The 21,980-nt window shown below is 42.2% G+C and carries 19 protein-coding genes and 1 pseudogene; 15 read left to right on the top strand and 5 right to left on the bottom strand.

Features of this window, described 5'->3' with window-relative positions; translation table 11 throughout:
* Nucleotides 1–105 precede the first annotated feature (105 nt).
* From pyrD to rmf, 7 genes are all read left to right on the top strand, one after another.
* Nucleotides 106–1,116, top strand: coding sequence for a quinone-dependent dihydroorotate dehydrogenase (pyrD, locus tag KIO97_RS05430; protein ID WP_285381402.1), 1,011 nt, complete (start codon nt 106–108; stop codon nt 1,114–1,116).
* Between the two features lie 165 nt (nt 1,117–1,281).
* The gene (locus KIO97_RS05425) at nt 1,282–1,824 is read left to right on the top strand and encodes a cell division protein ZapC (protein ID WP_005426674.1); all 543 of its coding nucleotides are present in this window, start codon (nt 1,282–1,284) and stop codon (nt 1,822–1,824) included.
* Between the two features lie 512 nt (nt 1,825–2,336).
* Nucleotides 2,337–4,460: a bifunctional 23S rRNA (guanine(2069)-N(7))-methyltransferase RlmK/23S rRNA (guanine(2445)-N(2))-methyltransferase RlmL gene (gene rlmKL / locus KIO97_RS05420; protein WP_285381400.1), complete on the top strand. Its 2,124-nt coding sequence runs from the start codon at nt 2,337–2,339 to the stop codon at nt 4,458–4,460.
* 18 nt (nt 4,461–4,478) lie between these two features.
* On the top strand, nt 4,479–4,730 hold the full coding sequence (locus KIO97_RS05415) for a glutaredoxin family protein (protein WP_012128011.1): 252 nt from the start codon (nt 4,479–4,481) through the stop codon (nt 4,728–4,730).
* Nucleotides 4,708–6,627 (top strand): ABC transporter ATP-binding protein, encoded by a 1,920-nt coding sequence (locus KIO97_RS05410; protein WP_285381398.1) that lies wholly within the window; start codon nt 4,708–4,710, stop codon nt 6,625–6,627. The genes KIO97_RS05415 and KIO97_RS05410 overlap by 23 nt, the downstream gene beginning before the upstream one ends.
* Nucleotides 6,628–6,634: 7 nt before the next feature.
* Nucleotides 6,635–8,368: a DUF3466 family protein gene (locus tag KIO97_RS05405; RefSeq protein WP_285381396.1), complete on the top strand. Its 1,734-nt coding sequence runs from the start codon at nt 6,635–6,637 to the stop codon at nt 8,366–8,368.
* A gap of 171 nt (nt 8,369–8,539) precedes the next feature.
* Nucleotides 8,540–8,713 carry a ribosome modulation factor gene (gene rmf, locus KIO97_RS05400; protein WP_005532367.1) on the top strand — a complete coding sequence of 58 codons (174 nt, stop codon included), beginning with the start codon at nt 8,540–8,542 and terminating at the stop codon, nt 8,711–8,713.
* A gap of 395 nt (nt 8,714–9,108) precedes the next feature.
* Here rmf and fabA read toward each other — a convergent pair whose 3' ends face one another.
* Nucleotides 9,109–9,624, bottom strand: coding sequence for a bifunctional 3-hydroxydecanoyl-ACP dehydratase/trans-2-decenoyl-ACP isomerase (fabA, locus tag KIO97_RS05395; protein ID WP_285381394.1), 516 nt, complete (start codon nt 9,622–9,624; stop codon nt 9,109–9,111).
* Between the two features lie 70 nt (nt 9,625–9,694).
* On the bottom strand, nt 9,695–11,335 hold the full coding sequence (locus KIO97_RS05390; RefSeq protein WP_047479524.1) for a Lon protease family protein: 1,641 nt from the start codon (nt 11,333–11,335) through the stop codon (nt 9,695–9,697).
* 210 nt (nt 11,336–11,545) lie between these two features.
* Between KIO97_RS05390 and matP the strand changes: the two genes are divergently transcribed.
* The 5 genes from matP (at nt 11,546) to KIO97_RS05365 (ending at nt 15,981) form a co-directional block, all read left to right on the top strand.
* On the top strand, nt 11,546–11,995 hold the full coding sequence (gene matP, locus KIO97_RS05385) for a macrodomain Ter protein MatP (RefSeq protein WP_005429851.1): 450 nt from the start codon (nt 11,546–11,548) through the stop codon (nt 11,993–11,995).
* Between the two features lie 10 nt (nt 11,996–12,005).
* Entirely contained in the window at nt 12,006–12,317 is a 312-nt protein-coding gene (locus tag KIO97_RS05380) for a DUF3634 family protein (RefSeq protein ID WP_005429845.1), read from the top strand.
* 115 nt (nt 12,318–12,432) lie between these two features.
* Entirely contained in the window at nt 12,433–12,756 is a 324-nt protein-coding gene (locus KIO97_RS05375) for a hypothetical protein (protein ID WP_285381390.1), read from the top strand.
* A gap of 129 nt (nt 12,757–12,885) precedes the next feature.
* Nucleotides 12,886–14,100 carry an HDOD domain-containing protein gene (locus KIO97_RS05370; RefSeq protein WP_285381389.1) on the top strand — a complete coding sequence of 405 codons (1,215 nt, stop codon included), beginning with the start codon at nt 12,886–12,888 and terminating at the stop codon, nt 14,098–14,100.
* 111 nt (nt 14,101–14,211) lie between these two features.
* Nucleotides 14,212–15,981, top strand: coding sequence for a hypothetical protein (locus tag KIO97_RS05365; protein ID WP_285381388.1), 1,770 nt, complete (start codon nt 14,212–14,214; stop codon nt 15,979–15,981).
* Between the two features lie 513 nt (nt 15,982–16,494).
* Here the strand turns inward: KIO97_RS05365 and KIO97_RS05355 are convergent.
* Nucleotides 16,495–17,535 (bottom strand): annotated as a pseudogene (locus KIO97_RS05355) (ISNCY family transposase); the annotation flags it as partial.
* Between the two features lie 192 nt (nt 17,536–17,727).
* Here KIO97_RS05355 and KIO97_RS05350 point away from each other — a divergent pair.
* Complete coding sequence (locus tag KIO97_RS05350) at nt 17,728–18,093, top strand: regulator (protein WP_285381386.1); 366 nt, start codon at nt 17,728–17,730, stop codon at nt 18,091–18,093.
* Between the two features lie 27 nt (nt 18,094–18,120).
* On the opposite strand, the gene KIO97_RS05345 is transcribed toward KIO97_RS05350, so the two are convergent.
* Nucleotides 18,121–18,498 carry a hypothetical protein gene (locus KIO97_RS05345; RefSeq protein WP_373417314.1) on the bottom strand — a complete coding sequence of 126 codons (378 nt, stop codon included), beginning with the start codon at nt 18,496–18,498 and terminating at the stop codon, nt 18,121–18,123.
* 118 nt (nt 18,499–18,616) lie between these two features.
* Complete coding sequence (locus KIO97_RS05340) at nt 18,617–19,657, bottom strand: hypothetical protein (RefSeq protein WP_285381382.1); 1,041 nt, start codon at nt 19,655–19,657, stop codon at nt 18,617–18,619.
* 179 nt (nt 19,658–19,836) lie between these two features.
* On the opposite strand from KIO97_RS05340, the gene KIO97_RS05335 reads away from it, so the two are divergent.
* Nucleotides 19,837–20,133 carry a hypothetical protein gene (locus tag KIO97_RS05335; protein ID WP_285381380.1) on the top strand — a complete coding sequence of 99 codons (297 nt, stop codon included), beginning with the start codon at nt 19,837–19,839 and terminating at the stop codon, nt 20,131–20,133.
* Between the two features lie 668 nt (nt 20,134–20,801).
* Nucleotides 20,802–21,272, top strand: a complete 471-nt coding sequence (locus tag KIO97_RS05330; RefSeq protein WP_285381378.1) for a DUF2726 domain-containing protein — start codon at nt 20,802–20,804, stop codon at nt 21,270–21,272.
* Nucleotides 21,273–21,980: the final 708 nt, after the last annotated feature.

Genomic DNA, 21,980 nt, shown 5'->3' with positions numbered 1-21,980 from the left:
GAGACGTACTATTTTGCTGAATTCACTCATTTTCATTGAATTGCATTGAAAAACAGTAAATAATATTGACCCGTTTACACGGGGCTTTTTTCTTTCGGAGGCACAATGCTTTACCGTCTAGCCAGAACTGGCTTTTTCCAACTTGATGCCGAAAAGGCACATGATCTTGCAATCAAAAACTTCCAACGCTTTAACGGCACTCCTCTCGATCTTTTCTATCGTCAACAATTGCCAAATCGTCCAGTAGAATGCATGGGACTTACATTCCGTAACCCAGTGGGTCTTGCTGCAGGTTTGGACAAAAACGGCGAATGTATCGAAGCGTTTGACGCTATGGGCTTTGGTTTTGTCGAAGTTGGTACTGTTACACCTCGTCCACAGGCTGGTAACGACAAGCCTCGCTTGTTTCGCCTAGTTGAAGCGGAAGGTATCATCAACCGTATGGGCTTTAACAACCTAGGTGTGGATCATCTGGTTGAGAATGTGAAAAAGGCAAAATACAACTGCGTTCTTGGTATCAATATTGGTAAGAATAAAGACACACCAATTGAGAACGGGGCAGAGGACTACCTGATTTGTATGGAAAAGGTGTACGAGTACGCCGGTTACATCGCCGTGAACATTTCGTCACCAAATACACCAGGACTTCGTTCGCTTCAGTACGGTGAAGCGCTAGATGAACTGCTATCTGAACTCAAAGCGAAACAAGCTGAACTTGCAGAGAAACACGGTAAGTACGTACCACTTGCGCTAAAAATTGCACCGGATTTGAGCGATGACGAAATCAGCCAGATTTGTGAGTCTCTAATTAAGAACAATATCGACGGCGTAATTGCGACAAACACAACGTTGGATCGTACAGTCGTTGAAGGTATGAAACATGCAAATGAAGCGGGTGGTCTAAGTGGACGTCCGGTTCAATCTCGTTCAACAGAGGTTGTTCGTAAACTTCACCATGAACTTGGCGATAAGCTTCCGATCATTGGTGTCGGTGGTGTTGACTCTTACGTTGCTGCGAAAGAGAAAATGATGGCTGGCGCTCAACTTGTTCAAGTTTATACAGGTTTCATCTACCACGGCCCAGGTCTCGTACGCGATATTGTTAAAAATCTATAAGAACAATCGCTAAATCGTTGAGAAATCGACGCTTGTTACTAAAAAAAGAGGAATTCGTTTCCTCTTTTTTTTTGTCCGTTCGTTTGTAAAATTTAAAAATCATGAGTAGGTAATTAAGCGTCTTACCTCTTATTACTGTTTAACTAGTCACAAGAGAACGGAATAATGCTTAAACCCAGCGACAAATGGAATTGGTATTTTGACGAGCAGAAAGCTTGCCTAATGCTGGATTTAGGGGAGGAGATGATTTTCCAAACCAATCTATGCCGTAAGCTGTTGGTCAATTGTGCCTTCTCAGACAATGAATTCACCGTTGATGACGCAAGCGCGTTCCAAACGTACAACGAACGAATCCGTTGTCTCGACATCAACGAATACCGTCAAGCCGAACTTACGCTTTATTGCGTAGCCGCGAAACGCTTTCATAAGCCCGTCCAGCCTAAGAGCTGGTTCTTCGATGCCCAATGTGATGGGCACGAGCCAGAAGAAGGGGACATGGTCTTCCTAACAAACCGATATTCAGAGGGTGTGTTCGTCGTCCTAGAGCCTGGTGAAACATCAAGCCTGTGTGCTTATGTTGGACAGGAAGAATTCCTGCTAGACGGCAACAAAACGCTCCAGTTTGGACAACCGATTAAAGTAATGCATGATCGCATGGTGTGTGCTAATCACTTATTCATGATGGCACCGATGGCGATGGTGGGTTAGTTTCATTTTGATTTTTTCTTTATTTTCGTTCCTTTGTTTGCATTAATCGACCGCATTAGGTCGATTTTTTTTGCCTAAAATTGTTCCAAATCTCTCCTAGTACGCACCCAAAACTCACCCCTAGGTGAGGGGATTTCGTATCTCATATATGAAGCAGCTCACTTTTATTCCAATTTTTTCAATTTAGCTTTTCCTTAAATTAGGCAACGAGACGCTTGATATTTCATCTTTTATTCCCCTATATGTAGTTTTTGTAAGTAAATTACACACCAAAAGCACGCTTGGTATATACCAATTTAACGGTGAATAAGTATTTACTTTCACCACAGGCCGCATTTTTACGAGAAGGTGATAAGGAGACGTATTCTGTTTATGAAGGTGATGTGATCTGACTTTCAGTTGGTGAGATTGGTGACTGTTTGCGCTAATAAAGCGAAAAAGCCTTTAAAAACGAGGCATTGATCGTAAAGTCAGGTATAATCAAAGCCATTTTTTATCGACGAAAGAACACTATGAATCAATATCTCGCGGTAACTTCAAACGGCATGGAAAACTTGCTTGCAGAAGAGCTGACTAAACTAGGCATTGAAAACGCCAAGCCAGTACAGGCAGGCGTTAAATTTAAGGCGACGAATGAACAAATTTACCGTTGCTGTTTGTGGAGCCGTTTGGCGTCTCGATTTGTACGTGTTTTATCGGAGTTTACCTGTAACGACGACATGGACCTTTACCTGTCAACGTCTGCAATCAACTGGGTAAACCAATTCCATAGCTCAAAGCGCTTTGTTGTTGACTTTAACGGTACTAACCGCGAAATCCGCAACAGCCAATATGGTGCAATGAAAGTAAAAGATGGCATCGTAGACTGCTTTGAGAAGAAGGGACTTCCTCGTCCAAATATCAGCAAAGAGCGTCCCGATATCCGTGTTCACGTCCGTCTACACAAAGATAAAGCAATTCTTGGTGTGGACATGGTGGGTAGTGGTCTTCATCAACGTGGCTACCGCCCAGAATCTGGTCGAGCTCCACTACGTGAAACACTCGCAGCCGCTATTATCATGCGTTGTGGCTGGGATGGCTCTCAACCACTTCTAGACCCAATGTGTGGTTCTGGTACGTTGCTGATTGAAGCAGTAATGATGGCAGCGAACATGGCACCTGGCGTTAAGCGCAAACAGTGGGGCTTTGAAGCGCTAGAAGATTTTGAACCTGAGCTTTGGGCTGAGATTAAATCAGAAGCAAATGTACAGGCTCGACGCGGCGTCAAAAAAGTTGACGCTAAGTTTTTCGGCTTCGACAACGACCCGAAAGTACTGAAGGTTGCTCAAGACAATGCTCGTAGAGCTGGTGTTGAAGAGTTGATTACTTTTGCACAAGGTGACGCGGCAACCATCACTCGTCCGGCTGGCTTCGAAGCAGGCGTTATCGTTTCTAACCCTCCTTATGGTGAGCGTCTTGGTACTGAGCCTGGTTTGATTGCGCTATACACAGCATTTGGTGGCCAGCTAAAAGCTGAGTTTGGCGGTTGTAAAGCGTCTATCTTCTCTAGTTCAGACGAGCTACTAAGCTGTCTTCGTATGCGTGCAGACAAACAGTTTAAATTGAATAACGGTGCGTTACCGTGTCACCAAAAGAACTACAGCATTGCAGAGCGCAGCGCTGATGAAGTGAAAGGCGCGGACACTAATGTTCAGATCGCACCTGACTTCTCAAACCGTTTGAAGAAAAATATCGGCAAGATTGGCAAGTGGGCGCGTAAAGAGAAGCTAGACTGTTACCGTATCTACGATGCGGACCTTCCAGAATACAACGTGGCTATCGACGTTTATGGCGATCAAATCGTGATTCAGGAATACGCGGCACCTAAGAATATTCCTGAAGAAAAAGCTAAGCGTCGTTTGACGGACATTATCCGTGCAACGATTCAGGTAACGGGCGTAGAAGCGAACAAAGTTGTACTTAAAGTTCGTGAGAAGCAGAAAGGCCGTAGTCAGTACCAAAAACTAGGTCAAGTTTCAGAGACGCTTGAAGTGAACGAGTATGGCGTGAAACTGATCGTAAACCTGCATGACTACCTAGACACGGGCTTGTTCTTGGATCATAAGATCACTCGTCGTCGCCTTGGTGAAATGGCTCAGGGTAAAGATTTCCTTAACTTGTTTGCTTACACTGGTAGTGCGACAGTGCACGCTGCAGTTGGTGGTGCGCGTTCTACAACCACGGTAGACATGTCTAACACTTACCTGAACTGGGCGAAAGACAACATGCAGCTAAATGGCTGCGTGGGTCGCCAGCATCGTTTTGAGCAAGCTGACTGTCTACAGTGGCTTGAGAACGCAAAAGGTGAATACGATCTTATCTTTATTGATCCACCGACATTCTCTAACTCTAAGCGAATGGAAACGTCGTTCGACGTGCAACGCGACCACATTAAGCTAATGACAAACCTTAAGCGCCTGTTGCGTGCTGGCGGTACGATTGTTTTCTCGAACAACAAACGTCACTTCAAGATGGACGAAGCAGGGCTTGCAGAACTGGGCTTAAAAGCGCAGAACATTTCTTCTCAAACTCTGCCATTGGATTTCTCTCGTAACAAACAGATTCACAACTGCTGGCTGGTTACGCACGCAGAATAGAGACGGAACAGTAAAAGGATGTTGAACGTGCTAACACTTTACAGCACAGAAGGATGCCATCTCTGCGAGATGGCGTTTGACCTCGTTGGTCAGATTGGTCTCGCCGAACAAACTCACATCGTCGACATAGCGTTCGACGATGTTCTCTTTTCTCGTTACGGCGTCACGATCCCCGTATTAAAATATCAAGACTCTGAGTTGAACTGGCCGTTTGACTTAGAACAACTCACACATTGGTTGGATAATAATGGCATTACTTACCATTCATAACGCGCAACTTGCATTTGGTGATCACCCATTGCTAGATAAAGCGGAGTTCGCTCTTCAAGAAAACGAACGCGTTTGTTTAGTTGGTCGTAACGGTGCAGGTAAGTCCACGTTAATGAAAGTGCTTGCCGGCGACATTTTGTTGGACGATGGCAAGATTCAAATCACTCAAGACGTAGTTGTTTCTCGACTTGAACAAGATCCACCGCGCAATCAAGAGGGTACGGTTTACGAATACGTATCTGGTGGTTTGGCTGAAATCGGCGAACAGTTAAAGATCTATCATGATCTTCTCGATCTTGTAGCTCAAGACCCAAGTGAAAAGAACATCAACCGACTTGCTAAGATTCAAGAACAGCTGGATCACCTTAATGCTTGGCGCTTTGATGACCGCGTTAAGAACGTACTTGGGGCGTTAAAGCTAGACCCAGAAACCAAACTGACGGACTTATCTGGTGGTTGGCAACGTAAGGCAGCTCTGGCTCGTGCACTTGTTTGTGACCCCGATGTATTGCTTCTCGATGAACCGACTAACCACCTTGATGTGACCACCATCGAATGGCTAGAGAACTTCCTAAAAGATTTCAAAGGTTCCATCATCTTTATTTCTCACGATCGTGCGTTCATCAAGTCGATGGCAACACGTATCGTTGACTTAGATCGCGGTCAATTGGCTTCTTTCCCTGGCAACTATGACCAATACTTGAATGACAAAGAAGAGATGCTTCGTGTTGAAGAGATGCAAAATGCAGAGTTCGACAAAAAGCTAGCTCAGGAAGAAGTATGGATTCGTCAGGGTATTAAAGCGCGTCGTACACGTAACGAAGGTCGCGTTCGTGCTCTTAAAAAGCTGCGTGAAGAACGTCGTGACCGCCGTGAAGTTCAAGGTAAAGTTAAACTTAATATCGATGATGCATCCCGTTCAGGCAAGATCGTCTTTGAAGCAGAGAACGTCTCTTTTGCTTTTGAAGGCAAAAAGATCGTGGATGACTTCAGCTTCAACATCATGCGCGGTGATCGAATCGCACTTATTGGCCCTAATGGCTGTGGTAAAAGTACGGTTCTCAAGTTGCTACTAGGCCAGTTAGAGACACAAGGTGGTCGTCTACATTGCGGTACAAAACTTGAAGTGGCTTACTTCGACCAGTACCGTGAAATCCTCGATCCTGAAAAAACGGTTATCGATAACTTAGCGGATGGTAAGCAAGAAGTGATGGTTGGCGGTCGTCAGCGTCATGCATTGAGCTACCTGCAAGATTTCTTGTTCGCACCAAAACGTGCTCGTACGCCAGTTAAAGCGTTATCAGGCGGTGAAAAAAACCGTTTGTTGTTGGCTCGTATCTTATTGAAACCTAACAACTTGCTTATTCTGGACGAACCAACCAACGATTTGGACATCGAAACGTTGGAACTTTTAGAAGAAATGCTTGCCAATTATCAGGGTACGTTACTGTTAGTGAGCCACGACCGTGAGTTTGTAGATAACACAGTAACGACCAGTTGGATTTTTGAAGGTAACGGCGTAATCGAAGAGTTCGTTGGTGGTTATCACGATGCAAAACAGCAGCGTGATCAAGTTCTTGCTTCGCGTGGTCAGGTTGAAAAAGCAGCGAAGAAAGAGAAAGTGGTTGAGGAAACTCCCAAAACTACGCAACCTAAGAACAATTCGAAGAAGTTATCGTATAAGCTGCAAAGAGAATTAGAGGCTCTTCCAGCTAAACTAGAACAATTAGAGTCGGATATTGAGACTCTGCAAGAACAAGTGAATGACCCAGAGTTTTTCACTAAATCTGTAGAACAGACTCAACCGGTATTGGAACAGCTCGCTGCTGTAGAGCAGGAGTTGGAAATCGCGTTCGAGAGATGGGAAGAACTCGAAGCAATGCAACAGGACAGTTAAGAATTCCATGAATTGTAGTAATAAATTCAAACTAACCGCCGTCGCGATGATGGTTGGTACAGCAATGAATGCCAATGCAGCATTGTATCAAGTGGTTGAAGTAGAGCCAGAATCAAATGGTGACATCGTTAATTACGAAACTGCCTACGGCGTTGCTATCCAGCAAGGTGATGTCCAGAATGTTGGTACTGGTTCACCATTTGTCCATGGTTGTTTTGATTCAGCAGCAGGGTGTACAACCGAACAATTCAAATTGGCACTGGAAACTCGTACAACCCCAATTTCAGCAGGCGAAGCTGTAGATGGTGTGAGTTACCGTGAAGAAGTGCCTTTTGCAATGGACTCCGGTTTTTATTATGTGCAAGAGTACGACGATTTTGAGCGCTACTGTTACAACGAGCGTCGTTACTCAACATGTGAATCTTGGGCATCTATTCATTGGCAACCTTGGGGTAAAGAGCTAGGTAAAGACTTTACAACAAACGCACTCGCATTTGTCGAGAATGACCCAAGTGCTTATGAAAACAAGTACAACAATATTATCAATAGCCTAACTGAAGACGGCCAACCAGTTGGTAATCAAAGTGTCGTAAGCGATACAGATTCTGCTGAATTAGAAACAAGAAATACGGTTGTTGCTCCGGTGCTTCCAACGATTATTCCAAGCGATGAAGAGGCGGTCGTTGTCGGGAGCAGAGCATGGCGCACCGATGGGACATTTACGGTAGGCAGTATTTCTGAAAAAGCATCAAACGATAACGGCACACACCACACTTCAAAAGCTGCGATTTGGGATGCAACTGGCACGGTAAGTCAGGTTGATTGGCAGAGCGGCGCGGCAAAAGATGGTGAGCGTTTAGCCCAAGGTAGCATGCGTGGTGTCGTTGAAGATGGGACAACCGTCTATGGTGTTGGTTACAACACCTATAAAGATGACAATTACATGAATGCGACAGTTTTTGTTGGTAGCTTGAAGACGGAAGGTTCAGTCGCAGGAGTTACTTGGGAAAATAAACAAGTTAATGGTGCACAACAACGCATCGATGGCGACACTGTTCATAGTAACTCTCGTTTAACGGATGTGAACTCTAACTTTGTTGCAATCGGTGAAGCGAAGCGCTCTGGCGCTTACCTAATGCCAACAGGTTCTGCGCCAAACCGTTTGTTTATCGTAGACGATGTCACTGCAGATTCTGTTAGTGCGTTCTACCCAACAACCGACATCTTCTTTAGTGGTGCAGGCGGTCATATGGGCGCTATTAACTCTTACAATGAGATTGTTGGTCAACTAGATGCCGAGACTACCCGTGAAGAAGAAGGTAAGCCTCGTCGCAAACGCGGCTTTATTTACCCTTATACTAAAACAGGTGAAGAGGTGAGCCAGCGTGCGACAGACTTGTTTGAAGGTAAACCATGGTTCTTGGATAACCTAACGAACGGTGGTGATTATTCAGCGGACAACAACGCATTCCGTATCATCAATGCTACAGACATCAATGATGCTGGCGTTATCTCGGCAACCGCGATGAAGTGTGAAGGCGGCTATAAGAGTACGCAACATAACGCGTCGTGTGATGGGACAGAAAAAATCGTTGCAGTTAAGCTTATGCCTATCGCTGGTGCGACTTCTGCAGATATTCAGAAGCGAAGCGTTGAAGAGGAATCTGCCGAACGTCAAGGTGCCGGTCTTGGTTGGTTGGCTTTGACCATGCTGGGCTTCTTCGGGTTCCGTAGAAAATAGTCAGTAATTTTTAAATCAAGCAGAGGCTCACAGAAATGAGCCTCTGCTTTTTTTATGCCTTGAGAAAATGCGTAATTTGATCGATTCTTGTAAGTGGAGTCATAAAAACTCCACTAAAGTTTCACAAAAACAGTAGTACGTTTGTAAATGGACCTGTATGAGGAATTAACTATGAAGAGACAAAAGCGTGATCGCCTAGAACGAGCTCAATCTCAAGGCTACAAAGCTGGGTTGAATGGAAGGTCTCAAGAGGCTTGTCCGTATCAACAGATTGACGCTCGGTCGTATTGGTTAGGTGGTTGGCGTGATGCCAGAGATGAAAAACAATCTGGTCTCTACAAATAAACTCTCCACATACAAACAGAAGGATTTGAAAAGGCTCGTTAAGAGCCTTTTCTGCATTTGTAAGTAGCTATACCCAAGTGACTTCAAGATGCAGGATTCAGAGCGTTGTCATTGATTCGAGGTCAAGGAAAAACAACGCAGCGTAATAGCCAGCTCTTTCCAAGTTGTTTGACGCAGAAGTCGAGTCAATGACACGCTCCCAAAGGGCGAGCTGTCTTGGCTTGTATACTTTGTTGTCGATTCTTGATTTAGACCCACTAGATCTTTAAATCGCCGCCGCGTCTACAAACCAAGTCATTCTCGCTGAACCTAGCATCTCGAGGTTACTTGGGTATATACAAAACTAAAAAAGGCCCCTTTGAAAGGAGCCTTCTTGAATACTTCAGAGTAGGAGATTAGAAGCTTGAGGTGTCTTGGAACAAGCCTACTTTTAGATCTTTTGCTACGTAGATTTCTTTGCCGTCTACAAATACACGGCCATCAGCTAGACCCATTACCAATTTACGGTTAACAACACGCTTCATGTGGATCTCGTAAGTCACTTTTTTAGCTGTTGGTAGGATTTGCCCCGTAAACTTCACTTCGCCAACACCTAGAGCGCGTCCTTTGCCTTTACCGCCAACCCAGCCTAGGAAGAAGCCAACAAGTTGCCACATTGCATCAAGGCCAAGACAGCCAGGCATTACTGGGTCACCAGGGAAGTGACAATCAAAGAACCAAAGATCTGGAGTAATGTCCAATTCTGCTAGGATCAAACCTTTACCGAAATCACCTTCAGTCTCAGACATTTTTGTGATGCGGTCCATCATCAACATGTTTGGTGCTGGTAGCTGAGGGCCTTGTGGCCATAGTTCGCCTTGGCTAGAAGCTAGAAGATCTTCACGGGTGTATGAATCACGTTTGTTTTGCATTATCAATTACTCCAATTTTTGATAGCTGCATCTTAGTGAACACGTGTACGCTAAACAACTCCGATCAGTACTAGACAAACCAGTTTTTGATGCGCTCCACAATTCCTTCTGGATGCTCGTGTCTTTCAAAGTTTTCAATACGTTCGGCTATCTTACCGATAATGCTGTCGTCTTCACCTCGGAATGGTTTGGACATCAGAAGAGGAATCGCTTCATCAACAGTAGAAACAGACCAAATGTGGAACTCACCATTCTTAATGCTTTCTATGACATCTTTATGTAATGCAAGGTGCTTTAGGTTAGTTTTCGGCATAATCACGCCTTGCTCACCTGTGAAACCTTGATGCTTACACACTTGGTAAAAACCTTCGATCTTTTCATTCAAGCCACCGACGGCTTGCACACGACCAAATTGGTCTACAGCGCCTGTCACTGCGATCTGCTGATTAACGGGAGATTCAGACAGGGCACTTACCAAACAGCAAAGCTCCGCTAAAGAGGCGCTATCTCCATCTACTTCACTGTATGATTGCTCAAAAACAATTGACGCAGAGTAAGGTAGAGGCTCATCCAGGTTCAGAGCAGAGCTTACAAACGCTTGCATGATCATCATACCTTTAGCGTGCAGGTTGCCACCAAGCTCCGCTTTACGCTCAACATCTGAGATATCACCATCACCGAAGTGAATGACACAAGAAATACGCGCAGGTTCACCATAAGAGACTGGATGTCCAGCCATGTCAATAACAGTAAGACCGTTAATTTGGCCTACTTGTTCGCCGGTCGTTTCAATGATCACTTGTCCATCAAGAATGTCATCAACTGCACGCTGTGGTAGGTACGACTCGCGGTAATATTTATCATCAATAGCCTGATCAATATCGTCGAATTCGATAACCGATGAGTTTGAATATTGGCTAGCAAGGCCTAATAGCTGGTTGTGCCACATGACACCGAGCGGTAGATAGTGTTGATCTTCTGTGTAACGCATCCCTGCAAGAATTAATCTTCTGAACGCTTCATTGCTCAATGCAGGATGCTGGTACTCCTGGCAAATCCAGTTTACCAAACTAATGTAATTCCTCAGGTTTTCTTGAGATAGGTGGATATCTTCTTCAACCTCTGTATACATCGTCAGACCTGCAGAGAAGTCTTCATCGACATACTCGATTTCAGCCAACTGGTTTCGGTCACCGGTAATAATCAGTTTTACATTGTATTCTTGCGGCGCAAAAGGCGATGAAGCAATTCGATTTGGAGTAAGATTAATTGGAGCAAAGCTTCCACCTTGAACCGCAGCTTTGATGTTTGGCCAGCGTGCAGCATTCGCAAGCACCAAGTTCGCAGGAATAACAAGATAGCCGCCATGTGCTTTGGAAAGTAAGCCAGATTCAAACGTCGCTTGACCATCTTGGTTCACACTGTAGCGATCAAACAGCTCTTTCGCATCGAGTGACTCTGTTGCAACAACAGGTGCTGAGGTTTTAGCCTCCAACACTTCGCTAATGAAACCTCGGTAAATCGCATTATCAGTGCAATTCACCAATAAAATGCGAGTTAATCCTTGTACACGCGTAAATCGCTCAGTGGTTGCTTCAAGCCTCGGTTGAAGGTCAATGAAAGGCTTTGCTGGGAGAGAAGTGGCGTTGCGTAAAATCTCTTCGTACTGTTCAAAAGAAGGGGTGACATCTTGCCAGTTAACTTGGTTCATTCAAATTCATCTTAATTTAGTCTTAGGGGCATTATAGCGAAACGGCGATCAACTCCCTAGCGACAATTTGACCAATCCAAAAATTCTGCAAATTCAGTTGATTAAACCTTCGACAAATGAGTGATCAACATCGATACTTTTAGGAGTTTTAATTGCCGAACCTGCACAGTTGGGTTACGCTGTCACCATACGTGCATTGAGGGTAGAAGGATGAAATATCAGCAGCTTGAAAATTTAGAATGTGGTTGGAAATGGAAGTATCTCATTAAAAAGTGGAAAGATGGTGAAGCCGTTACTCGATACATCGATACAAGTGAAGCCGATGCTGCGATTGCTGAACTTCGTAAACTCGAGCATGAACCTACTCAAGTTCTTGCTTGGATTGAGAATCACATGTCAGAAGAGCTTGATAACAAGCTGAAACAAGCGATCCGTGCAAAACGTAAACGTCACTTCAATGCGGAGCAAGTCCACACAAAGAAAAAATCCATAGATCTTGACTATCGAGTGTGGGAAAAGCTCTCTAACAGAGCAAACGAGCTAGGTTGCACACTATCCGATGCCATTGAGTATTTGCTGTCAGAAGCGTCTCGAAGCGAGAAGGCGAGCATGAAGGTATCATCGTTGAAAGAAGACTTGAGTAAATTGTTGTCCAGCTAAGGAGAATCATATGCTTTACGTAATATTGATTGCTGCTGTTGTCATTTTTTGGCTTATCGCTGTAGATAGACCGGTCCTAAAAGTTAAGTTCGAAAAAGGGCACATATCGAAAGTGAAAGGTCATATACCACCTTCTTTTAAACACAACCTGCAAGACATCGCCGAGCATGCTCCTTTCGATGGTGAGATGAAAGTCTACAATCAACGTACTGGGATGCGTTTAGCTTTCTCCAAAGAAGTGCCGAAAAAAGTTCAACAACGCATTAGGAACGTTTTTCCTCATCAAGGTTTTAAGTCAACCAAAGGCAAAAAACGCGCTTAAGCAAACTATCAATTACTTATTCGTGTTAGACGGGACGCATTAATTGCGTCCCGTTTTTATTTCAATAAAGTCAGTGTTTTAGAGTTTCACTTTTACGAAATCGAAAGGGAACTTCATGCGATACACTGTCACGTTTTTGTATTTATTATTTGGGATTTCTGTTGCTACAGCTGATGATTCTGAGACGAATCTCGTGGCGAAAAAAATTAAAGCGGAGTTACAGAAGAAAACTGATAGAGAATTTGATGGTTACCATGGGTATTGTGACCTGATGATTGAAATGGAACACAAAGGTAAAAGTGCAAAGATCAAGAGGGTAAAAAGCAGTGGTGATAAACGCGTATGCCAGTTCACCAAATCAAATGTGAAAATTGGCAAACGTTATCGCTATAAATTCTCTGAAAAGTACATACGACTACACATAACAACGGGCAACTAGTATTCACTAATCATATTTCGATAATTTGAATATATTTATAAGTGGAATTAATATCACATTCCATTTACTGCTTTGGTGTTTATAGATACACTGCTGACGGAAAAGTAAAATAACGTTAGGAATATTAGTTTGTTGCTCACGCAAAAAAAATATACACAAGAAGCAATGGACATCGCAGCCAAAGTATCGAAAGAAGTCGAACTTAGACATGCAAAATGGCTAGCTAGTATGAACCACCAAGTGGATCAGTCGCAAGTGGATAAACTCCTCAGTTTACAGGGGCGTTACTGTGACGACGTGATCTTTAGTGAAGAAGACAGAATCACGCGCAACCAAAGAATACTTCTCATATGTGAACAAGAGCGAGTAAAAGAAAAACGCCAAATCGTGGAAGACAAACAGAAAACACTTCATAAAGTCATCAGCGATGTATCGAAAGTCGCCGATCGAATGTTAATGAAGAAGCTTGAAACACTTCCAATTGAAAAATTATCGAGCAATATACCCCCATTTGAACTGTTCGCATCGTTTGCATATTCTCCATCACTCAGCTTTTCAAAACTGACAGGCTTGGCCGGCGATAGTCACCAACTAAACTCAACGATTATTGATCTGATTGAAAACTCTAGACTGAGTGAGCGAGGAAGTGCAGCTAAAACCAGCTCAGATGTAAGAGTTGCGATTAGTCGTCTTGGAATTGAAAATTGCCGCAAGCTATTCCCAGTCTTAATGGCACGAACAATAATGAGGTGGTCAGACAGTAATACTAAGATCCTGACTCCCAAGTTTTGGCAACAACTGGTCTTGACTGCCAACGTTACCAAAATGCGATTGGAATCGGCAGGTGTTCAAGATGCTGATTGTGGTGTTCTAATTGGAACACTTCGTAGCCTAGGAAGCATAGTGCTGATTAATCATTTCACAGACACTTTCGAAGATGCCCTTATTGAAGTCATGCTGAACTATAGAAAGACGAACAGAAAAGATGAGTATTATGCTTGTGCCGACGTTCGACCTAATTCAGCGTTCTTACCTAAAGTTATTGTTGATATGGAAGCAGCGGTCACTAAACGACTTATGGAAAGCTTTAACTGGCCGAAAAGTGCAGAGCATATTAAAGTTGCCATTCTAGAAGACATAGAAAACAAACCGATCTTAGAACGCAGCATCTATGGAGCCGCATTGGCACAGGCTAGGGCGTATGCAATCTACGATAACTTATCAAGAAGTGAAGTGTTTGCGGAAAAGCACAAACCATTTTGGTTTGCTAACGTTCAAATATCTGGAGAAGCGTTATCATCCATTAGAATGAGCGCCCCTGGAAAGATGACTCTTTTGATGTAAGCTCTTACTAATATGTTTAGACATAAACGGTAGCAAAAGATAAAATGCCAATATCGGATGGGTATTATTCATTCGCCTGATGAAAATCCATTATTTACATAGGTTATACAAATGTCAAAGTTTTTAATAAGCAATATCTATGATAATTTCAAAGAAAACATCAAAAGTTCTAAGAAAGCAGGTTTTACCTCTAATGTGGAAAATTATAGAGACGGTTACAACTATATTTCTTATGACAAGTTGAATATTAAAACCAATGACTATTATAAGTGTGATGATGGTGTGATATTTTTAGTTGGTAGCTATGTGCATAAGAAATATGAAAATAATGCATTAGAGAAAATTTTTCACGATTTTAAAAATAACAGAGACATAAATAAGATAAAAGAAAGTTTGCTAGGTAATTACTCCATAACAATAGACTTTAATAATGAGTTATATTGCTTCTGTGATAAGAATGATATCTTTGATGTTTATTATAACATCTCGGATGAAGCGTGGGCAATATCCAACAACCTTAATGATGTCAATAATTTATATTCCAACAATCTTGAAATAAACAAATTTGCTCTAATTGAGACAGTGTTTCAATTCGGAATTCTAGATAATGAAACAATTTTTAATTCTGTTCTAAGGTTAAAGGGATTTGAATATCTATACTTTAAAAAAGGAATGAAAAAACCACAGATAATAGTACATGAAGAAAAACTATATGCATTAAACACAAATCATATAGATGAATATGCAGATTCTGTTTCTGAGTTATGCAAGGAAAGTGCAAAAATTATCAGTTCAAAGTTTAGCAATATCTCACTCTGTATGACCGGTGGATTGGATTCTAGAGTAGTATTGTCCTCTTATTTATCTTCAGGTTGCTCCCCATCACTACTTTATGGAGAGGGTAACAGTGGTTTAACAAACACGAAGAAGAAGGATTTAGAGATAGTAGAGATTATTGAGAGTAAACTTGGCCTTAAGCTCGATAAAATGGATTGGTCCACTAACGAGTGGTTCATAAAACACTGGGAACCTCTAACTCGAAAGATCGGGTATCTAGGATGGATTTACTCTGGTATTCCGAATGTGCATAATGAGCTTGAAAATATAGATGGTAATACATTAGTAGACTTTGGCTATTTTGGAGAACCATTTAGAGATATTGAAGTATTAATGGAATTTGAAAAAGACAATTACTCCCTGTCTGATTTTTTAGATAAGATGTATATAAAAGAAGAGGTTAAGAGTTATTTACCTCCTAATGATTACGTTGATTTTCGTAATCGGCTATACAAAAAAGCAGAAATTATCTGTATCAGATTTGGCTTAGATACTGAAAGCTTGAGTAAGGATGATTTTTGTAAGATCCACAACGAATATAGAAAAAGTGCCGATACTGCTTTAGTAAACCTGATGAACTATTACTGCTATTCAATTAACTTACTCTCACTTCCTGAAATAGAAAACAGAGTAAAGTGCATTCCAAGCATAGTAAAAAGAGACTCAAAACTACTATTGAAAGTTATTAAAAACCTTGCACCAGCTTTATTGAACATTCCTGTTTATTCGCACGGAAAGAATTTTAGGCTCTGTAGTAAAAGTCTTACCATTCAGGCTCCTAAATCTAGAAGCTTCAAAAAAAACCTCAGAGACTCACTGGCTAAATTAGGATTGCGCAACATTAAGTTTAATTATTTCAAGAATCTCAAAAAAAACAGAAAAGAAAAGAATGATTTGAATAATAGAATTAAGAGTTCATTATATAATATTTATCCAAATGAGCCTATGTACAAAACTTTGGTACCAAATAAGATGTTCGAAAGCACTGATTTAAGAAAGCTGTCTAAGTTTGTATATTTTACGAGCATGGCCAAACGTCAATAATCACAAGAACTCGAGCCAACAGTCGATCTGTTGGCTTATTGCTGATGACATTCATACCCCTGAAGCGCGCATCAAAAGCGGAAGAAAATGATCTGAAAAGACCAAGTGAAAGTCCCTCGATAGTCATTGGGATAGCGGTTATTTCTTGGCTTACCTCGAGCTTGGTGAATCAATCCTACAACACCGAATTCTCTCAGGCGATTCATAAGCCTATGAACTTGGCGAGCACTCAAATCAAGGATGTCTGCCGCGTCGACTCGTCGGATCCTACGATCGTAAACATCTCAGATTACTTTAAAACGATTGATATCAAAATCATTCATAGTCACTAGCATCTTAAACGCATCATTAGCTGGTTGTAAGCTTAGTGACTACAAACTAAAGAGACATTTTAACTTTGGTAAATAGTGACATCACAACTTTTCGCCTACACCTTTTGTCAATCCCATTTTAAAATGTCCTCTTTTCTCCCAAGTAGAAATGTCCCTTTATGAGATAAATAGAGTAGGTGAGTTAGGTTTTACTGTTAGAAGCTTTGAAGGTTTCTGGTGTGATGAGAACCGGGTTTATTGCCCTTAGTTGTTCCTCAAGCGCTCTTTGTTGCGCTCTGCGTTTCGGGGCTTTTTTGCTCCTGGTGCGTTTCTGTCGTCGCTCGAATTCTTCTTGCTGCTGTTGAGCAAACTTTAGGACTTGGCCTAATCGCTTGTTGTCGACAATTTGGGTTTGTTGAACATGCTCAAGCTTATCGAAAATTTTGAATGCCAACTTTCTGTGGCCATACACAATCGCAATGTCTCCGTTGGGATAGTCTAAGACTTTGATATGCTCGTGGACTAAGCGAGTATTTTCTTCATTTGGTTCAATGAGATAAACCACTTTGTCATATTGAAATGTCAGCGATTTAGAGAGTTTACGTATTTCCTGCCAACTGAAAATATCATCGAGTTCCTGTTGGGTTTCGCGCACTTTTCGATGCATGTTTTTCGGATACATTGCCGGCTTAGCAAAGCGTCGATTGAAATCGGCAATGAAGTAGGGAAGCCAAGCATTCGCTTCTTCGATAGTGTTGATTCCTTGTAAGCGCATCTCTTTGATGAGTCGGTCTTGAAGCGTCAAGTTTACTCGCTCAACACGACCTTTAGCTTGAGAGCTGTTCGCACATATCAGTTCAATACCTAACTCTTTTAATACTCGGGCATACTGAGTTTGACCGACTTGTTTTTGCTTTTCCTGATTCACCCGAAAAATTGAATGCTTATCGCTGTAGAACGCCACGGGTTTGCCGTGTTCATTAAGATATTCTCTCGTTGTTAGCATGTAATCAAAGGCCGATTCGGTTTCGCTGAACCTTAAGTTCATCAGGCGGCCAGTCGCATCATCAATGAAGACCAGTAAACAACATTTGTTAGCGCGTCCTTCAAACCAATCATGGTGAGAGCCATCAATTTGAATGAGTTCGCCTAAACAATCACGTCGGTAACGAGGTTGGTAAACTCGGGGCTTGCTTTTAGAGTGTGGAACCCAAAGACCATCAGCGATCATCCATGGAGAAACGTTGTAATTCATGGTCGTTCATCGTAACTAGCATCCTAAATACCTCCAAGCAAACATAGGACATATTCACTTGGAAATATTAGGACATTATCGCTTTGGGCTTACACCCTTGGTGCGCATTATATCTGCTTATGTTTAATGCAGTTGCATATCAACTATTTATAAAATGCACCTCTTTTGAGGTGCAATTCAATGAAGTATCACGAAATGACCAAAAACTATATTTTTCGTGAATTTGAATGCGGTTTAACCGTCGAGCAAGCGGCTGAACTTTGTTTAAAAACTGTGAGGACGGTCAAAGAGTGGGATAAGGGGAAAACCATTCCACCTGAGTGCAAACGCTTAATGAGAATGACTAAGGGCAGGGAGCTTAGTTCATCTGAGCAGTGGGAACACTTTAAGATGCACCATGACAGGTTGGAGTTACCTACAGGGCAACTTGTTACAGCACAACAAGTAATTACTGGTATAGCCTTACTGGAAATCGGTGCGTTAACGGACTTAGAAGCAGCTGGACAAGTCCTTAGGTACGCGCGAGCACTTAAAAAGATGATGTAAAAAAAGGGTCTAAATGACCCTTTTAACTTAAAACTCTTTCGGGACAGGTTTTTCGTTGTCTTCCCTAACGACTCTATCTGTTAAAAAATAAAGTGAAAGCAACGTAGTAAATACAATATTACAAATGACAACTAAATAGAGATACAAGCCAATAACTCTAAATGTCGGAAATTGGGTTCCTACTATGGCTCTTATTGCATCAATGCTTAAATTTACAATTCCCCCAGAAAAATAGGCAAGAATACTCATGAACGCCAAATAGCCAAACATGTAACACACAAATTGACGTCTGGTAACGGAAACTCCTTTAAGGGTTGGAGCTTTCCCAACCATGATTTCATCCATGCCTTCTCGATTAAATGTTGCAACTGCTGCCAGAGAAGCTACAAAAAAACCAACTAACATCTGGAGCAAACCATTAATCAAGGTTACTAGTCCATCACTACCCAAAATCTTAATCGGGACAGGGCTCCAATAAATACACCCTAACAATAAAGCTCCCACAAAGGCGGGTAGATGGATATCAATACAAGTTTTCTGTGTCTGTTTGATACGCAGGTAGTTTAGAGGCTTCAACAGCTTCTTCAGTATCGCTTTCAGCATCGCCTAAACCTCCTTCTTTTAATAAATATCTTTGCATCTTAACACTAAGTTCATGGTGTATTAAGTCTTGGCATTGTTCTATTTTATCTTCAACATAAACACGCCCACGTTTAGAAAAAACCCCTGCTGCTCTTTCAATAGTATCTTCATCCAAGGAGTGAAATGTTCCTGTTTTAGTTCCTTGATAGGTATCGTAATAGCGCACCTTGAGAGTCGTATAGCCGCGAGCGCGAGCTTTCTTAGAAATACTATGTAACATGGTTTTTGTAAGCTCTTGAGTAAGACTTTCACCCACTGCAAAACTCACTTGGCTTTCCTTAATAGAAAGGCCGTCCTCATCGAAATCGTCATTCTGATCTAGTGATTTAGATAATAGGGTAACGCCTGTTAAGCGTCGTGTTTTAAGACCACTCGTTAAACTATCACAAGCTAAATGTGAAAAAGAAAAACTTGGTCGTACAGCTTTATTTGTTCCCTTTTTAACCCAACCATTACCTTTTATTAGACCATTAAAGTAGGCATTGAATGCCTTTTCCAATAGTGATTTTGGAATGCCTGGTACTGTCTCAAGTACACATAAATGGGCGTTGTCTTTAGATGTCAATATTGGTTCTAGCAAAATAATCAAATGGGCCGAAACTGCAATTCCTTCTCCCGTTTCCTTTTTAGCTGTACGTACAGCACCAGAACGGAGGTGTTTGAAAGCGGGGTCTGAGATATTCTTGTCTGTGTAATGCAGCAAACAAGTCAAAAGGCGCCTTTTCTTATCAACTTTGACTTTGTGCAGGTGCAACGCAGCAGTGTCATTTCTTAGTTTATAAACTGCTGTTTTTTCCGCAGCACCTTTTTCTAACTTTTCGACGATGTGCTCTTCTAGAGAGAAATTGATCTTGTGAGTTGCAGGGATGCAACCAAGTTTTAGTTCAAGATAGTCAAAATTTCGTTCATAGTAAGAAAGCATACTCTCATCAGCCTTTCCTTAATTATACAAGTCCATCGAATATACATCTGCAGTATGGTGAACTGCAAACGTTTTTATACTAATAATATTCCATTATTTTATGTTCAACACCTTGAATACAGGCCAAATACCCCCATTAAGTGTATGGACTATGGGTCCTCATTATTTTGGAGATGTAAATGAGTTATTTTGTTCTATGTTCATTTGATCTAAAGAATGCAAGTTCGGAAGACTATGAAGCTGCGTATGCGGAACTAGACGCATTCGGGCTATCGACAACTATTAAAGGCAGCAGAGGTAATGACGTGAAACTCCCCAATACAACGGTGGCAGGTTTGCACAATGGCAGTTCAGTTGCTGATGTAAGAGATCATTTTGCGCGTAAAATAGAATCAGCGTTCATTCGCAGAGGCTTAACGGGTAAGATTTTCGTTTCAGTGGGTGATGGCTACGCATGGGGAGTGCGTAATCCTTAGAATCTATCAACCCGTAGAAATACGGGTTTTTTGTTTTATCTAAAATTACAGCGCTAAAGAGCCTAGTCTACCTAATCTGATAAATATTGTTGTAGTAACGGATTGGCGCCAGTGGGCTATAAGGCAAAGCTCGAGGCTTTCCATTGAAAAGAACTATATAGAACTCACCAAATTTCCGTATACCAATCAGATAGTTATTCTCTGGAATCTTTATCCAATTTTTCCCTTCATCAAAACTGTATTCGGTGAAACCAACCAACTTAACACGCTGAAAAGATCCACACTCAAAAGCGTTAATCATACCTCGAAATTTACTGTACTTATGTTCACCATCACGAAGTAAAGCGGGGACGTCGATGCGCTTCCCGTATATGTCCAAACCGTCAGAGTCTAGTAGGTGGCCAACGTGGCTCTTTACGTATCTAATCAGCATAAAATTACCAATACTGTATATATATACATATATTAGCAATAATCTCCTGATTAAGAAAATATAGCATTTTCGATACAGCGTTCTCACTTCTAGAAACTGGACATATGCTACTATGCGCACTTCATCATCAACGTCAAGAATGGACTAAAAAGTGTTTGAACTTATTATCGTATTATCAATAGGTTGTATTGTTTACCTATTCACAAAAACAAAAAAGAAGACTAGCAAAAGTAACGTGGAACCGTTTGTTGGTTCGAGCCCAGGAGCACAATTAGGTGACCAAGAAAGTAAGAAAAAAATGGTGCCACACAAGAAGAGAAACTACCTGTGCACTAAGACTGAGAATAACTTCTATCAGGTTCTACTAGATGTGTTGCCACCTGAGTATATAGTTCATAGCCAAGTTTCGATGATGGCATTAGTCCAACCTGTTAACTTCAAGGATAACTCTAAGACTTGGGCTAAACGAATGGACTTTGTGATCACGGATAAAAACACGAAGATCATGGCCGTTATCGAGTTAGATGATTCTTCACATCGTCAACAAAAGCGCCAAGAGCGTGACATTTACGTGAACAACGCATTTAAGAATTTACATCCACTGCTAAGATTCGAAGCGCTGAACAACTACGACCCAATCGCTATTGCTCGAAAGCTAGAGCAAGGGACTGACATAAAGTGCAGGGCGATTGAATCCGCCGCATAAGAAAACTGAAAAATAAGCGAGCTTTGATAGCTCGTTTTTTGTGGCAGTAGTAAGCCAAAGAACGTGTTGTGGGGGAATTTACCCCCGTAATACAGATACGGGGGTTTTGACCTCCCGCCGCACGTCGCGCAATCGTCCTAGCCCGTCCTCACTTGCTCCGCGCTCTGGTCGGCAGTCAAACCAAATCAATATAAATAGGGGAAAGCCTTGCTCGGCACTCGCAAAGCTTTGGCGTTGATAGTTCAGATGTGTTCCAGTGGGTTTGCGCGCCTCTGTTGTGGTGAGGCTCTGCAAGGCAGGCTTAGCAGGAAAGTAGGGCGGCGGCTCCCAAGTAGGATTGGATTGCTAACCGCGCCGATTTGGTTGTTACGCTATCTTGAATTGTGTGGGCGGCTTGGTGCCTCGTCGTCGCTTCGCAACTCCTTATATCTCGGTGACTCCCTTCGGTCGGGGCGATGCCCAATCCATTCTAACCATATATGACTTTGCTCATTGCTATCTCGAACCGCAAAACAAATAGCCTACGTTCTTGAAGCTGCTCGAATGTCGGCGGTCCAACTAGAACGAACGCCCCAAACGGTGAGTTGTAGACCGCACGCTTAAATCCTTCTGGTGATATGTTCATTGTCCTTTTTCCTTATTCAGATAATCAGACAGCATTCGAACACCGCTGCGAAAGAGATCGTAAACAATGATACTGATGATCGC

Source organism: Vibrio sp. B181a, assembly GCF_030248375.1.
GTDB classification, from domain to species: domain Bacteria; phylum Pseudomonadota; class Gammaproteobacteria; order Enterobacterales; family Vibrionaceae; genus Vibrio; species Vibrio campbellii.
The sequence above is the reverse complement of the archived record's forward strand: the minus strand, read 5'-3'. Positions and strand labels throughout refer to the sequence as shown.

Bases quoted from the DNA above. Each gene is read 5' to 3' on its own strand.
- pyrD (WP_285381402.1), top strand. From the start codon at position 106: ATGCTTTACCGTCTAGCCAGAACTGGCTTTTTCCAACTTGATGCCGAA.
- KIO97_RS05425 (WP_005426674.1), top strand. From the start codon at position 1,282: ATGCTTAAACCCAGCGACAAATGGAATTGGTATTTTGACGAGCAGAAA.
- rlmKL (WP_285381400.1), top strand. From the start codon at position 2,337: ATGAATCAATATCTCGCGGTAACTTCAAACGGCATGGAAAACTTGCTT.
- KIO97_RS05415 (WP_012128011.1), top strand. From the start codon at position 4,479: ATGTTGAACGTGCTAACACTTTACAGCACAGAAGGATGCCATCTCTGC.
- KIO97_RS05410 (WP_285381398.1), top strand. From the start codon at position 4,708: ATGGCATTACTTACCATTCATAACGCGCAACTTGCATTTGGTGATCAC.
- KIO97_RS05405 (WP_285381396.1), top strand. From the start codon at position 6,635: ATGAATTGTAGTAATAAATTCAAACTAACCGCCGTCGCGATGATGGTT.
- rmf (WP_005532367.1), top strand. From the start codon at position 8,540: ATGAAGAGACAAAAGCGTGATCGCCTAGAACGAGCTCAATCTCAAGGC.
- fabA (WP_285381394.1), bottom strand. From the start codon at position 9,624: ATGCAAAACAAACGTGATTCATACACCCGTGAAGATCTTCTAGCTTCT.
- KIO97_RS05390 (WP_047479524.1), bottom strand. From the start codon at position 11,335: ATGAACCAAGTTAACTGGCAAGATGTCACCCCTTCTTTTGAACAGTAC.
- matP (WP_005429851.1), top strand. From the start codon at position 11,546: ATGAAATATCAGCAGCTTGAAAATTTAGAATGTGGTTGGAAATGGAAG.
- KIO97_RS05380 (WP_005429845.1), top strand. From the start codon at position 12,006: ATGCTTTACGTAATATTGATTGCTGCTGTTGTCATTTTTTGGCTTATC.
- KIO97_RS05375 (WP_285381390.1), top strand. From the start codon at position 12,433: ATGCGATACACTGTCACGTTTTTGTATTTATTATTTGGGATTTCTGTT.
- KIO97_RS05365 (WP_285381388.1), top strand. From the start codon at position 14,212: ATGTCAAAGTTTTTAATAAGCAATATCTATGATAATTTCAAAGAAAAC.
- KIO97_RS05350 (WP_285381386.1), top strand. From the start codon at position 17,728: ATGAAGTATCACGAAATGACCAAAAACTATATTTTTCGTGAATTTGAA.
- KIO97_RS05345 (WP_373417314.1), bottom strand. From the start codon at position 18,498: ATGTTAGTTGGTTTTTTTGTAGCTTCTCTGGCAGCAGTTGCAACATTT.
- KIO97_RS05340 (WP_285381382.1), bottom strand. From the start codon at position 19,657: ATGCTTTCTTACTATGAACGAAATTTTGACTATCTTGAACTAAAACTT.
- KIO97_RS05335 (WP_285381380.1), top strand. From the start codon at position 19,837: ATGAGTTATTTTGTTCTATGTTCATTTGATCTAAAGAATGCAAGTTCG.